The 14671-nt window shown below is 45.7% G+C and carries 13 protein-coding genes and 1 pseudogene; 12 read left to right on the forward strand and 2 right to left on the reverse strand.

Annotated features, from left to right (window positions below; genetic code table 11):
• The first annotated feature begins 5 nt into the window (after positions 1 to 5).
• The 10 genes from holA to lipA all read left to right on the forward strand — a co-directional run bounded on the left by holA (position 6) and on the right by lipA (position 9279).
• Positions 6 to 1025 (forward strand): DNA polymerase III subunit delta, encoded by a 1020-nt coding sequence (gene holA, locus UF05_RS15790; RefSeq protein WP_045545477.1) that lies wholly within the window; start codon positions 6 to 8, stop codon positions 1023 to 1025.
• A 90-nt stretch (positions 1026 to 1115) separates the two neighbouring features.
• Entirely contained in the window at positions 1116 to 1433 is a 318-nt protein-coding gene (gene rsfS / locus UF05_RS15795; RefSeq protein WP_005456130.1) for a ribosome silencing factor, read from the forward strand.
• A 4-nt stretch (positions 1434 to 1437) separates the two neighbouring features.
• The gene (gene rlmH / locus UF05_RS15800; RefSeq protein WP_005456129.1) at positions 1438 to 1908 is read left to right on the forward strand and encodes a 23S rRNA (pseudouridine(1915)-N(3))-methyltransferase RlmH; all 471 of its coding nucleotides are present in this window, start codon (positions 1438 to 1440) and stop codon (positions 1906 to 1908) included.
• A gap of 29 nt (positions 1909 to 1937) precedes the next feature.
• Complete coding sequence (mrdA, locus tag UF05_RS15805; protein WP_005483660.1) at positions 1938 to 3863, forward strand: penicillin-binding protein 2; 1926 nt, start codon at positions 1938 to 1940, stop codon at positions 3861 to 3863.
• Positions 3863 to 4984 carry a rod shape-determining protein RodA gene (gene rodA / locus UF05_RS15810; RefSeq protein WP_005483658.1) on the forward strand — a complete coding sequence of 374 codons (1122 nt, stop codon included), beginning with the start codon at positions 3863 to 3865 and terminating at the stop codon, positions 4982 to 4984. Before mrdA ends, rodA begins: the two co-directional genes overlap by 1 nt.
• A 2-nt stretch (positions 4985 to 4986) precedes the next feature.
• Positions 4987 to 5790, forward strand: coding sequence for a septal ring lytic transglycosylase RlpA family protein (locus tag UF05_RS15815; protein WP_005483406.1), 804 nt, complete (start codon positions 4987 to 4989; stop codon positions 5788 to 5790).
• A 92-nt stretch (positions 5791 to 5882) separates the two neighbouring features.
• The gene (locus UF05_RS15820; RefSeq protein ID WP_005488796.1) at positions 5883 to 7061 is read left to right on the forward strand and encodes a serine hydrolase; all 1179 of its coding nucleotides are present in this window, start codon (positions 5883 to 5885) and stop codon (positions 7059 to 7061) included.
• Between the two features lie 138 nt (positions 7062 to 7199).
• The gene (ybeD, locus tag UF05_RS15825; RefSeq protein WP_005488798.1) at positions 7200 to 7478 is read left to right on the forward strand and encodes a DUF493 family protein YbeD; all 279 of its coding nucleotides are present in this window, start codon (positions 7200 to 7202) and stop codon (positions 7476 to 7478) included.
• Between the two features lie 176 nt (positions 7479 to 7654).
• The gene (lipB, locus tag UF05_RS15830; RefSeq protein ID WP_045545478.1) at positions 7655 to 8317 is read left to right on the forward strand and encodes a lipoyl(octanoyl) transferase LipB; all 663 of its coding nucleotides are present in this window, start codon (positions 7655 to 7657) and stop codon (positions 8315 to 8317) included.
• Positions 8314 to 9279 (forward strand): lipoyl synthase, encoded by a 966-nt coding sequence (gene lipA / locus UF05_RS15835; protein WP_005496220.1) that lies wholly within the window; start codon positions 8314 to 8316, stop codon positions 9277 to 9279. Before lipB ends, lipA begins: the two co-directional genes overlap by 4 nt.
• Before the next feature lie 261 nt (positions 9280 to 9540).
• Here the strand turns inward: lipA and glyA are convergent, their stop codons facing one another.
• Positions 9541 to 10791 carry a serine hydroxymethyltransferase gene (gene glyA, locus UF05_RS15840; RefSeq protein WP_005479594.1) on the reverse strand — a complete coding sequence of 417 codons (1251 nt, stop codon included), beginning with the start codon at positions 10789 to 10791 and terminating at the stop codon, positions 9541 to 9543.
• A 347-nt stretch (positions 10792 to 11138) separates the two neighbouring features.
• On the opposite strand from glyA, the gene UF05_RS15845 reads away from it, so the two are divergent.
• Together UF05_RS15845 and UF05_RS15850 are read left to right on the forward strand one after the other, a co-directional pair.
• On the forward strand, positions 11139 to 11741 hold the full coding sequence (locus tag UF05_RS15845; protein WP_005496223.1) for a YitT family protein: 603 nt from the start codon (positions 11139 to 11141) through the stop codon (positions 11739 to 11741).
• 90 nt (positions 11742 to 11831) lie between these two features.
• Positions 11832 to 12884: pseudogene (locus UF05_RS15850) on the forward strand (winged helix-turn-helix domain-containing protein); the annotation flags it as partial.
• A 76-nt stretch (positions 12885 to 12960) separates the two neighbouring features.
• On the opposite strand, the gene treC reads toward UF05_RS15850, so the two are convergent.
• Positions 12961 to 14646, reverse strand: a complete 1686-nt coding sequence (treC, locus tag UF05_RS15855; protein ID WP_045545479.1) for an alpha,alpha-phosphotrehalase — start codon at positions 14644 to 14646, stop codon at positions 12961 to 12963.
• Positions 14647 to 14671 lie beyond the last annotated feature (25 nt).

Here is a 14671-nt window from a genome sequence, read left to right on the forward strand (position 1 = left end):
TCAACATGCGAATTTATGCTGACAAGCTAGCTGACCATCTAGCCAAACACTTAAAGCAGGTTTATCTGATCTTCGGAAACGAACCGCTACTGATCCAAGAAAGCCGCCAAGCGATTCAAAAAACCGCTCTACAACATGGTTTTGAAGAAAGACACCGTTTTGCTGTCGATGCAAGTTTAGATTGGAACCAAGTATATGACTGCTTTCAAGCTCTGAGCTTATTTTCTAGTCGACAACTCATTGAGCTTGAGATCCCAGAAAGCGGTGTCACTACAGCTATCAGCAAAGAGCTACAGACTCTGTGTGACATGCTGCATGATGACATCATGCTAGTGATCATCGGAACGAAGCTGACTAAAGCGCAAGAAAATGCCAAATGGTTTAAAGCACTGAATGCCAAAGGCGACTGGGTCAGCTGCCTAACCCCGGATCTTCAGCGTTTGCCTATGTTTGTGCAAACGCGCTGCCGCGCATTGGGTTTAAAGCCCGATCAGCAATCCTTACAGATGTTGGCACAGTGGCATGAAGGCAACTTATTTGCACTTTCTCAGAGTCTAGAGAAACTGGCTTTGCTCTATCCTGATGGCGAACTGACAGTTGTACGCTTAGAGGAAGCCTTAAGTCGACACAACCACTTTACGACGTTTAACTGGATTGATGCATTACTTGCAGGTAAAGCTAATCGTGCTCAACGCATCCTGCGTCAGTTAGAAGCCGAAGGCATTGAAACGGTCATTCTCATCCGAAGTGTGCAGAAAGAGTTCAACCAACTATTAAGCATGCATCAAGATCTGACTCAAATGCCGATTAGCCAAGTCTTTGAGAAGTATCGCGTTTGGCAAAATAAACGTCCGCTTTATAACGCCGCGTTAATGCGCTTATCAGCAAGCCGTATTTGCGCCCTAATCTCCTTGCTTGCGCAAGCTGAGATTAAAGCCAAAACCCAGTATGACGAGTCCGTCTGGCCAACTATTCATCAATTGAGCTTAGAAAGCTGCTCTCCTGATATTAAGCTGGCAATTTAAAAATCAAAGCGTGCTATAGTGCGCGACCTATTTTGCCCAACTACACGCAAAATAGATGAGATGTAAAAGAGATAACCCGAGGAAAACCGAGTGCTTCGCGAAGAACTGAAAGACTTTTTAGCAGACAAAGCCGACGATATGAAAGCGGAAGATATTGTCATCCTAAACGTGGAAGACAAATCCAGCGTAACAGACTACATGATCATTTGTACGGGTACGTCTAAACGCCACGTTTCATCCATCGCCGATCACGTTGCATCTGAAGTAAAAAAAGCAGGCCTTGAACCTTTAGGTATGGAAGGAGAAAACGAAGGTGAATGGGTTGTCCTAGATATGGGCGACGCGATGCTGCATGTCATGCAGGAAGAACACCGCTCTCTGTACCAATTAGAAAAACTCTGGGGTTAATCTTTTGAAAATTCAACTAATTGCCGTTGGCACAAAAATGCCAAAGTGGGTTGAAGAAGGCTTCCAAGAATACCGTCGTCGTTTCCCTCATGATATGCCACTAGAGTTGGTTGAAATCTCAGCAGGAAAACGTGGCAAAAACGCTGATATTGCTCGAATTCTACAAAAAGAAGGCGAAGCGATGTTAGCAGCAGTGCCAAAAGGCAATCGTATCGTGACCCTAGATATTCCCGGTAAAAAGTGGGACACCCCACAACTGGCAGAGCAGCTAGAAGCTTGGAAACTCGATGGTCGTGACGTTTCTATTCTGATAGGTGGTCCTGAAGGTTTAGCACCTGCATGTAAAGCCGCAGCCGACCAAAGTTGGTCACTGTCAGCGCTAACGTTACCGCACCCACTTGTGCGTATCGTCATGGCAGAGAGTTTATACCGAGCGTGGAGCATTACCGCTAACCACCCTTACCATCGCGAATAATCGTTGTTTAACTTTAGAGCCAAGCGTTAATGATTCGTAGACGCCGCAGTCAAATCCGAGATTATCAAGCCGAAGCGCGCCTATTCGCCAGCCGCGCTATCGTTGCTTTTTTCGGCATCGTTATATTGATGGGCTTGCTGGTCGCCAATATGTACAACATTCAGGTGAACCAGTTTCAAGATTATCAAACCCGTTCAAATGACAACCGCATCAAAGTGGTTCCTATTGCGCCAAACCGCGGTCTTATCTACGACCGAAATGGTGTCCTGTTAGCCGAAAACCGTCCTGTCTTTAACTTGGAGCTGACTCCAGAAAAAATCAAAGACATCGACGCTACTATCCAAGAATTGCAAACCATTCTGGAAATCACACCAGAACAGATCGAACGCTTCCATCGTGAGCGTAAGCGTACCCGTCGATTCAAATCCGTCCCATTGCTAACCCAGCTGAACGAAAAGCAGGTCGCGGTCTTTTCCGTCAACCAATACCGTTTTCCTGGTGTTGAAATCAGTGCCACACTCAAACGTTACTACCCTTACGGGGAAGTGTTAACGCACGTAATCGGCTATGTTTCTCGTATCAATGACCGAGACATGCAGCGTTTGATTCGAGAAGAAAAAGACGCCAACTACCAAGCGACTCGTGACATCGGTAAGTTGGGCATCGAAAAATACTACGAAGATCTGCTGCACGGCACTGCTGGCTACCAAGAAGTGGAAGTCAACAGCCGAGGACGCGTGATTCGCACGTTAAAATACGTACCGCCAGTTCCGGGCAAAGACATTGTCTTAAACCTCGATATCAACTTGCAGCTTTACGTTCATCAGCTTTTGGATGGTCGACGTGGCAGCGCTATCGTGCTTGATCCTCGTGACAATGGGGTGCTAGCTATGGTGTCTAGCCCAAGTTACGACCCGAACGCTTTTGTCCACGGCATTTCAGGTAAAGCCTATCGCGACTTGTTGAACGATAAAAACCGCCCGTTGGTAAACCGCACGACCCTAGGTATTTATCCGCCAGCTTCAACAATCAAGCCATTTATGGCAGTCGCAGCGTTGCAAGAAGGCGTAATCACGCCAAATACTACTCGCAACGACCCAGGTTATTGGCGCATTCCTAACTCAGACACTCGTCCATTCCGTGACTGGTTGCGTTGGGGACATGGCCGCGTAGATGTCATTAAATCCATTGAAGAGTCTGTTGATACGTTTTACTACCAAATTGCTTATGACTTGGGGATCGACCGAATTTCAAACTGGATGATGATGTTTGGTTTTGGTGACTACACAGGCATCGATATCTACGAAGAAAGTAAGGCTAATATGCCAACTCGTGATTGGAAGATGTCTCGTCACAAAACGCCTTGGTATAAAGGTGACACCATTCCTGTTGGTATCGGCCAAGGCTATTGGACGGCGACACCTATGCAAATTGCGAAAGCAACATCGGTGTTAGTGAATAATGGTGCGGTTTCCGCTCCTCATCTCCTAAAGTCCACCATCGATAATGGTGATAACTTTGAGGAACAAGAAACCTCTGAATACGTAACCTACCCACCGATTCAAAATGTGCCAGAAAAATACTGGGATATTGCGAAAGAAGGTATGCGCCGTGTAAACCATGGTACTCGTGGTACGGCTCGTCGTTCTTTCTACAATATGAGCTACCAGACAGCCGGTAAATCAGGTACAGCGCAGGTCTTTGGCTTGGGCGAGAACGAAGAGTACAACGCAGATGAAATCGCGGAACACTTGCGTGACCACGCCCTGTTTACGGGCTTTGCTCCGTTTGACGATCCAAAAGTTATCGTTACTCTCGTGCTAGAAAACGCAGGCGGTGGCTCAAGTAACGGTGGCCCAATGGCGAGAAAAATCTTTGACCGAGTGGTACTTGGCCCAGAAGAAATCAAACCAGAAGATGACAAAACCAACGCGCAAAAAGAGGTTACACGCTAATGAAGATGGATCCCTCTACAGGTAAAAACCGCGCCTTGTTTGAGCGCTTCCATATCGACTTGCCCCTCCTACTCGGCATCTTTGCTTTAATGGGTTTTGGTCTTGTGATCATGTACAGTGCCAGCGGACAAAGTTTGGAGATGATGGATCGCCAAGCAATGCGCATGGTATTGTCTCTTGTCGTGATGGTGGTTCTGGCTCAACTTTCTCCACGAACGTATGAAAGCCTGGCGCCACTAATGTTTGTTGCCGGTGTAGTTTTACTATTTGGCGTACTGTTCTTTGGTGAGGCCTCGAAAGGTGCGCAACGCTGGCTCAACCTAGGCTTTGTTCGATTCCAACCGTCCGAATTACTCAAACTTGCGGTACCGTTGATGGTTGCGCGCTATATCGGTCGCCAACCATTACCACCAACATTCCGAACGCTGATTGTTGCGCTAATCATGGTGTGCTTACCAACGATTCTTATCGCGAAACAACCAGATTTGGGAACGTCGATTCTGATTGCGGCTTCAGGTATTTTCGTTATTTTCCTAGCAGGCATCAGTTGGAAGATCATCGCAGCGGCTGCCATTGCCTTAGGTGGTTTCATACCAATTTTGTGGTTCTTCTTGATGCGCGAATACCAAAAGGTTCGCGTTCGTACTCTGTTCAATCCAGAATCTGACCCACTTGGCGCGGGTTACCACATTATCCAAAGTAAAATTGCGATTGGTTCTGGCGGTATTTCCGGTAAAGGTTGGTTGCACGGTACGCAGTCACAACTGGAATTTCTTCCTGAACGACACACTGACTTTATCTTTGCAGTAATTGCTGAGGAATGGGGTATGATTGGCTTCCTTTGCCTATTAGCCATCTATCTCTTCATTATTGGTCGAGGTTTGTACCTTGCTAGCCAAGCACAAACCGCGTTTGGACGAATGATGGCAGGCAGTATTGTACTTAGCTTCTTCGTGTATATTTTTGTAAATATCGGCATGGTGAGTGGCATCCTACCTGTTGTAGGTGTACCGTTACCACTGATCAGCTACGGCGGTACCTCGATGGTGACCCTAATGGCTGGTTTTGGCATTTTGATGTCGATTCATACGCACCGAAAAGCATTCTCTAAGGCGACCTAGACATGCAAAAACGCGCTTTATATTCCTTAGTTTTTTCTGCACTGATTTTGGCTGGTTGTTCATCCACCAGCCAAAAGACACAAGAAGGCCGTTACGAACTTGAATCCGATGTAGCACCTGATACACCGCTTTCAGTCGAACACATCGAGGATGCGCATCCCAAATACGAACCTTACAGTCTAGGTGGTAATACCGATTACCACTTGCGCGGTAATGATTACAAGATCGTTCGCGACGCAAAAGGGTTTACTGAAAAAGGTCGTGCATCTTGGTACGGTAAAAAGTTCCAGGGGCATTTGACGTCTAACGGTGAAATCTACGACATGTACTCCATGACCGCTGCACATAAAACGCTACCGTTACCAAGTTATGTGAAAGTGACCAACACCGACAATGGCAAAACCACAGTCGTTCGAGTAAATGACCGAGGTCCGTTTCACGATGGCCGTATCATTGACTTAAGCTACGCCGCTGCGCATAAATTGGATGTCATAAAAACAGGAACAGCGAATGTTGAAATCGAAGTTATCAGCGTAGAGAAACCTACCGATCAAAAGTCGCTAGAATCTCACCCAAAGTACGTCATTCAAGTCGCATCTTCAAAAAATGAAGATCGCGCACGAACTTTAGGCGCAGAGCTTGGTCAAAAGCTGGATACCGAAACTTTCTTAGAAAACGCGAAAGAGTCTTATCGCTTGTTATTGGGTCCATTTACTGACTATTCCCTGACGCAAGCCACACTGGATAAAGTAAAGTTGCTCGGCTATTCGTCCGCATTTATTAAAAAACACAACACTGCGAAATGACCTTGAGTCATGAATTTCTAAACGAATCCCCTCTTACATAAGTGGGGATTCTGGTAAGATGTGTGCAGTTAAACCCAAAAATTTGAATTACCATGAATAAAAATAAGTTTGTGAAATCTATTCTCGTTTCTTCGGTTGCCCTTTCTGCAACCTTCGCTCAATCTGCTTTTGCATCACCAGTCGTTGTTCCAGATGCGCCTCAAATTGCGGCAAAAGGCTACGTACTGATGGATTACCATTCAGGTAAAGTGCTAGCAGAAAAAGAGATGAACACAAAATTGTCTCCTGCTAGTCTAACTAAAATGATGACCAGCTACGTAATCGGCCAAGAGCTAGCGCGTGGTAATATCTCAGAAGATGATGACGTAACCATCAGTAAGAATGCATGGGCGAAAAACTTCCCAGATTCTTCAAAAATGTTCATTGAAGTAGGTACTACGGTAAAAGTACGCGATCTTAACCGTGGTATCATCATTCAATCAGGTAACGATGCTTGTGTGGCAATGGCTGAACACATCGCAGGTTCTGAAGATGCATTTGTTGACCTAATGAACGCGTGGGCAAATACCCTAGGCATGAAGAACTCTCATTTTGCCAACGTTCACGGCCTAGATAACTCAGAACTGTACTCAACACCTTACGACATGGCGCTACTTGGTAAAGCCCTGATTCGTGACGTGCCAGACGAGTACCGTGTTTACTCTGAAAAGAAATTCACTTACAACGGCATCACCCAATACAACCGCAACGGTCTACTTTGGGATAAGAGCATGAACGTTGATGGCATCAAAACTGGGCACACAAGCAACGCAGGTTACAGCCTAGTAAGCTCGGCAACAGAAGGCCAAATGCGTTTGGTTGCTGTAGTGATGGGCACTAAAGATGCAAATGCTCGTAAATCAGAAAGTAAAAAACTACTGAGCTACGGCTTCCGCTTCTTCGAAACAGTAGCGCCTCATAAAGCGGGTGAAACCTTCGTAGAAGAAAAAGTGTGGATGGGTAACAAAGACACCGTTGCTCTGGGTCTTGATCAAGACACTTACGTAACACTGCCACGCGGTGAAGCGAAAAACCTAAAAGCAAGCTTCGTACTTGAAAAAGAGCTAGAAGCCCCAATTAATAAAGGTGATGTAGTCGGTAAGCTATACTATCAAATCGATGGTGAAGATATTGCTGAATACCCGCTAATGGCGCTAGAAACCGTAGAGCAAGGCAGCTTGTTCAGCCGTTTGTGGGATTACATCGTATTGTTATTCAAGAGCTTCTTCTAAACGAGTCGCAGAATAGCAAACTTATTCGCAAAGCCGCCAATTATGGCGGCTTTTTAAGTCTGTGATCCTCACCTTGAGTTCACCCTAATTTGACTGTACTATTTCGCACCGCAACGAATACCAACTGGAGTTATCGATATGCTAACCATCAACTCTGATGCAAAATTGAAAGACCTGCTTGAGTTCCCTTGTTCTTTTACTTACAAGGTAATGGGTCATGCAAAGCCTGAACTTCCAGAACTCGTTCTTGAAGTAATCCAGCGCCATGCTCCAGGTGACTACAGCCCAAAAGTCAAACCAAGCGCTAAAGGCAACTACCACTCAGTGTCTATCAACATCACTGCAACATCTATCGAGCAGGTTGAAACCCTATACAAAGAATTGGGCGAAATCGACATCGTTCGTATGGTTCTATAATTTTTTGATAGATTAAATTTTTTTTGAAAGCAGCTTCGGCTGCTTTCTTTTTATTTATCAACCAGATAACTCGATATCCTTGTGCTTTCAGTTAAAAATCTGTTACTCAGCGGTAGAGCATCTGGGTCATCCGGTTTATAATCCAAAAACTTTATATATTAGCGACAGGAATTCCCATGCAACACCAACTTGTTGTAAAACGACTTGGCCGCCAAGACTATGAGCCTGTATGGAAGGCGATGCATGAGTTCACCGACCAACGCACAGAAGAAACCCCTGATGAAGTCTGGTTGGTCGAACATAACCCAGTATTTACCCAAGGGCAGGCAGGCAAAGCCGAGCACTTAATTAACACTGGTGATATTCCTGTCGTACAAAGTGACCGTGGTGGTCAGGTAACCTATCATGGTCCTGGTCAACTCGTGGCTTACTTCTTGATCAACCTACGTCGCAAAAAATTAGGCGTACGAGATCTCGTTACAACCATCGAGAACCTCGTGATCAACACATTAAAAGCATACAATATCGACTCTGCCGCAAGACCAGACGCCCCTGGCGTTTACGTCGATGGCAAGAAAATATGCTCTCTCGGTCTACGTATTCGTAAAGGTTGCTCATTCCATGGGTTAGCCCTGAATGTAAATATGGACTTAACGCCGTTCCTACGCATCAACCCTTGTGGTTATGCAGGCATGGAAATGGTTCAAGTGAGCCAATTTAACGGCCCGAGTGACGCAGAAACCGTAGAAAAACAATTAATAGAAGAACTCGTTACTTTGCTCGATTACGAGCGAGTAGAATTCAGCACAGAAGCACCTTCTCAAGGTAATAAAGCATGAGCAAACCAATCCAGATGGAAAAAGGCGTTAAATATCGTGACGCCGATAAAATGGCATTGATTCCCGTAAAGAACATGCCTACAGAGCAGAAAGAAGTGCTACGTAAGCCTGATTGGATGAAGATCAAGCTACCAGCCGACAGCCAACGAATTCAAGACATCAAAGCTGCGATGCGTAAGAACAAGCTTCACTCCGTATGTGAAGAAGCGTCTTGCCCTAACCTAGCGGAATGTTTTAACCACGGTACAGCAACCTTCATGATCCTAGGTGCTATCTGTACTCGTCGTTGTCCTTTCTGTGACGTTGCTCATGGCCGTCCATTACCACCAGAAGCAGAAGAGCCACAAAAACTGGCAAGAACTATCGCCGACATGAAACTGAAGTACGTTGTTATTACTTCAGTAGACCGTGACGACCTACGTGATGGTGGCGCACAACACTTTGCCGATTGTAACCGTGAGATCCGCGCGTTAAATCCAGACATCAAGATCGAAACACTGGTTCCTGACTTCCGTGGTCGTATGGACGTAGCGCTTGACCTGATGAAAGACAACCCGCCAGATGTCTTCAACCACAACCTAGAAACTGCACCGCGTCTTTACCGTAAAGCTCGCCCAGGTGCGAACTACAAGTGGTCACTTGAGCTTCTTAAGAAGTTCAAAGAACAGCATCCAGATGTACCGACCAAATCAGGTCTGATGATGGGCCTTGGTGAAACCAAAGAAGAAATCATCGAAGTGCTTAAAGATCTGCGTGCACACGGTGTAACGATGCTAACTCTAGGTCAGTACCTAGCGCCAAGCCGTCACCACTTGCCTGTAGAACGTTACGTTCCACCATCAGAGTTTGACGAGCTAAAAGAAGTCGCACTAGAGCTAGGCTTCACGCACGCAGCATGTGGTCCATTTGTTCGCTCTTCATACCATGCCGATATGCAGGCACAAGGTCTTGAGATAAAATAAGCATCTTGAACTCGAAAACTGAAAAGGTTGGCTTAGTGCCAACCTTTTTTGTATCTGCCAAACAAGAGATGCCCTGCACTACTCTCTTTTATTCGATGGCACGATTAAACAATCCCAGACGCCAGAAAAACAAAAAGGCCCTCAATTGAGGACCTTTAGTATTTTCAAATTGATTTGTTTCTAGTTCAAGGAAAAGGCGCGCAGTTTACAACTGTAAATGGGCACCTTTGACGCAGAAATAGAGTGAATCAGACAGAACAATTAGGCGTAAACCGGTAGACGCTTACAGATTTCTAATACTTTCTGTTTAGTCGCTTCGATAACTTCTTCGTTGCCGATGTTATCTAGGACGTCACACATCCAGTTTGCTAGATCTTTTGCGTCTTCTTCAGTAAAACCACGACGAGTGATCGCTGGTGTACCTACACGAATACCAGACGTTACGAATGGGCTGCGTGGGTCATTTGGTACTGAGTTCTTGTTTACTGTGATGTTTGCTGCACCTAGTGCCGCGTCTGCATCTTTACCAGTGATGTCTTTGTCGATTAGATCAACAAGGAACAAGTGGTTTTCTGTGCCGTTAGATACGATTTTGTAGCCACGCTCTTGGAACTGACCAACCATTGCTTTTGCGTTTTTCACTACGCGAGCTTGGTAAGCTTTGAACTCTGGCTCCATCGCTTCTTTGAACGCTACTGCTTTACCAGCGATAACGTGCATTAGAGGGCCACCTTGACCACCAGGGAACACAGCTGAGTTCAGCTTCTTGTACATATCTTCGCCAGCATTAGACAAGATAAGACCACCGCGAGGGCCTGCTAGTGTTTTGTGCGTCGTTGTTGTTACTACGTGAGCGTGTGGAACAGGTGTTGGGTATTCGCCTGCTGCGATAAGACCAGCTACGTGTGCCATATCAACGAAAAGGTAAGCATCTACTTTGTCCGCGATTTCACGCATGCGCTTCCAATCAACGATTTGCGAGTAAGCAGAGAAACCACCGATGATCATCTTAGGCTTGTGCTCAAGCGCTAGCTGTTCCATCTCGTCGTAATTGATTTGACCCGCTTCATCGATACCGTAAGGGATAACGTTGTAATGCTTACCAGAGAAGTTTACTGGAGAACCGTGAGTCAGGTGACCACCGTGCGCTAGGCTCATACCTAGTACTGTATCGCCTGGGTTAAGAAGCGCCATGTAAACTGCGCTGTTTGCTTGAGAACCTGAGTGAGGTTGTACGTTCGCGTACTCACAACCGAATAGTTTGCATGCACGATCGATAGCAAGCTGTTCTGCTTTATCTACGTACTCACAACCGCCGTAGTAACGCTTGCCTGGGTAGCCTTCAGCGTATTTGTTCGTTAGCTGAGAACCTTGCGCTTCCATTACACGTGGGCTTGTGTAGTTTTCAGAAGCGATAAGTTCAATGTGTTCTTCCTGGCGAAGGGTTTCTTCCTGGATAGCTGCGAACAGTTCCGCATCGTAATCTGCGATGTTCATATCACGCTTAAGCATCTGTATCTCCTGACTCAGATTAGTACTGAAAGTTGCAAAAAAACTGGTTAACGACCTAACGCAAACGTTTTCGTCGCATCAATGGCGCGCATTCTACATAATTTGATCTAGGTCATAAAGAGAAATTTACAATTTTTCTCATGCAGTTTTTTCATGATGACAAGCAATAGTTATCATGGTGATGTTGCAATTGTTCAACCACGATTTATTGCCTGTCAATTTTGTGCTTTACACCCTGTAAAACAGCAATTACATAGGTTTACCGCAAATTTTACCCTCTAGCTACCGAAAAGATCATCTTTTTACTACTATGCACGCCTTATTTCTCACCGATGACTGCACTTTTGATGGAAAAACACTCAAGAAAAGAAGACTGGATAGCAATTCTCACTGGTACCTTTTTGGTCGCTCAGGGCGTTTTCTTTCTCCAATCCGCGAACCTTCTAACAGGAGGCACGACTGGATTGGCATTGCTAATAAGCCAATTTACACCTTTTACCTTTGGTGTGCTGTACTTTTTGGCAAACTGTCCTTTTTACTTACTCGCATGGAAACGCTTCGGCCGTCATTTCGCAATCAATAGCGCTATTTCTGGCGCTTTGGTTTCTATCTTTGCCGATCACCTTTATTTGCTGATCTCACTCGAATCGGTTAACGAAATTTATTGCGCGGTAGCTGGTGGCCTATTGATGGGATTAGGTATGCTGATTTTGTTCCGACATCGCTCCAGCCTAGGTGGCTTTAACGTGTTGTGTTTGTTTATTCAGGACAAGTTTGGCATTTCTGTTGGCAAAAGCCAGATGGCAATCGATGCATGTATCCTGTTTGCTTCATTCTTCTTTGTCACTCCAGAGGTGATTGGCCTTTCGATTTTGGGTGCCTTTGCACTGAATGTCGTATTGGCGATGAATCACAAACCACACCGATATTCCGTTACCTACGGTTCATAAACTTTTGATGATAATTGACGCGCGATTTATAAGATTTCGCGCTTCAATAACTATATAATATTTCGCGATTTCCAAATAACTCGGTACGGTATGCGCGACTTTCTACAACAAGCCAAACAAACTCATAGTTGTATTGCGATTGGCGAGTTGGTCTACAATCCGAAAACACAGACTCTTCATCAAGACACTATCGCGATTGATCTCGAACCTCGTACCATTGAGTTATTAGAACTTCTGCTAACAAGCGTGGGGCATCCGCTCTCTGCCGACACCATTATCGAAACCATTTGGCAGAGCAAATTCATCTCCAAGAATGTGCTCACTAACCGCATTAGCACCTTACGTGCGCTGCTACAGCAACACCTACCCGAGTACGATGCGGCTAAGCTCGTGGTCACTTATCCTCGCAAGGGCTATTTTCTTAACCCTGCCAATATCCGTTTAATACCACCAGCGAAAAGCCATCGACGCGTTATTCCAACTCAGGTTGCGAGTAATAAGAACTTCAAGCTAATTTTTGCTTATAGCTTGTGTGCCATACTTGCGGTTTGTAGTGTGACGCCCGCAAGCTTGCTATGGCAACGCCAAGAGATTTCAACACAACAAACACGTCATCAGTTACTTATCCCCAAAGTCGAGTTGCTGCTCAACCGTGTCGATGCAATCGGCTCTCAGGCGCGAAAATATCGCACACTGGTCAAAGCCGTCTTACTGCAACAACAAGTTGAATATCCATATACCGACATCGCTAACCAAGACGCTCCAAGTTACTTTCTGGATCCCATTGGTCATACACCGTATTTCCCTGGTGTACGAAATATGCAAACCAGTGATTACGAACTCAACATAGAGTTAAAAGACGGCGCAGAACAAGGCACCTTGAAAGCGCAGATGAACCTTATTTATCCTGCGACAGGGAAGCTGGCATTTCGCAATGAATACACACTGCGCTTATCCGACCTACAATCGGACATCTTCCAAATTCACTCGGATGTCGCACAATACTTCAACTTGCCTGCACCTTCGGCAAGCACATGGCAGCTGTCAGACGTTCACCAAAAAATGCTGTTTGAGAATGTCTTTTCTAACCAACCTCTCCAACAAGCTGATGAGTTTGCGGCTATCACAGCCGCAAGGTATCTCAAATAAAAGAAGGCTTTGGGGAGCACACCAAAGCCTTCATCTCGAACATCAATCCTAGGGGTGATGACACCCGAGTTTATTCTTCTATCAATAAAATAAGAGTTTCGTAAGGTCGTAACACTTGATGGTTTGACGCGACTGCGCTCGCTGAGTTTTGATAATTGGATAGCAAGTTTTTCGCTTTACTCAGTTCAAAACGTTCTGGCAGAACGCATTCCACCTCTTCAGCGTAGTAGTTATTGATACAGAGCAGCGTTTGTTTGTCGTTCTGGCGAGCGTAAGCAAAAATGCGTTGATGCTCTGGCAGTAAATCTTCATAACGGCCATCGGTGATCACCGGAACCTGTTTACGTAGCTCAATCAAACGTTTGTAGAAGTAGAACACCGAGTTCAAATCAGCAACCGCCGCTTCTGCGTGGATTTCAGAGTAATTCTGCGCCACCTCAAGCCACGGTGTGCCTTCGGTAAAACCAGCGTGCTTTTGGCTATTCCACTGCATTGGCGTACGTGAGTTATCACGCGACTTCTGCGCCAAAATCGCCATCATCTCCTCGTGTGATACGCAATCGCGGTTGACCATGATGTCGTACATGTTGGTGCTTTCTACGTCGCGGTACTGGCTGATCTCAGTGTAACCAGGGTTGGTCATACCAATCTCTTCACCTTGATAAACATACGGCGTGCCTTGCATCATATGTACAGACGCCGCCAGCATTTTCGCCGACTCAACGCGGTATTGTTTATCATCACCTAAGCGGCTGACCACACGAGGCTGATCGTGGTTACACCAGAACAGTGCGCCCCACCCTTTGCCATTTAAGCCCGTTTGCCAATGGTTGAAGATCTGCTTTAACTGAATGAAATCAAACGGCGCTTTGGTCCATTTTTCACCATTCGGATAATCGACTTTCAGGTGGTGAAAATTGAACACCATCGACAGCTCTTTGCCATCTAATGAAGAGTATTGCTGGCAGTGCTCTAGCGTGGTCGAAGACATTTCCCCCACCGTCACGCTGCCGTACTTTTGAAACACGGCTTCGCTGATTTCTTGCAGATATTCGTGCACGCGAGGACCATCAGTATAGAAACGACGGCCATCGCCAATATCATCACTTGGGAAGTCTTGCTGTTTAGAAATCAGATTGATGACGTCGAGACGAAAACCATCCACGCCTTTGTCTGCCCAGAAACTGATGACTTCTTTGACTTCTTCACGCACCGCTGGGTTTTCCCAGTTCAAATCCGCCTGCTCTTTAGCAAAAAGGTGCAAGTAGTACTGCCCTGTCGCATCATCCAATTCCCAAGCATTGCCTCCAAACTTCGATTGCCAGTTGTTAGGTTCAGCGCCATCAATCGGATCTTTCCAGATGTAGTAGTCACGGTATGGGCTGTTTTTGTCCCCTAACGCGGATTGGAACCAATGATGCTCAGTCGACGTGTGGTTCACTACAATGTCCATGATGATACGAATACCCAACTGATGCGCTTCTGCCAGCAAGGTATCGAAATCATCCATAGTGCCAAACTCTGGATTGATCGCGTAGTAATCGGAAATATCGTAACCGTTATCAACCATTGGAGACTGATACACTGGCGTCAGCCAAATCGCATCCACACCAAGGTGTTTTAGATAATCCAGTTTAGAAATGATCCCTTTAATGTCGCCCGTGCCTTTACTGCCACTGTCACAAAAGCTTTTTGGGTAAATTTGGTAGATGGTTGCGGTTTTCCACCAGCTCTCATCATGCTTGGTCATAGCCATTTCTAACACTCACTTACCAGTAATC

It is taken from the genome of Vibrio sp. S457-15 (assembly GCF_000960545.1).
Classification (GTDB): domain Bacteria; phylum Pseudomonadota; class Gammaproteobacteria; order Enterobacterales; family Vibrionaceae; genus Vibrio; species Vibrio parahaemolyticus.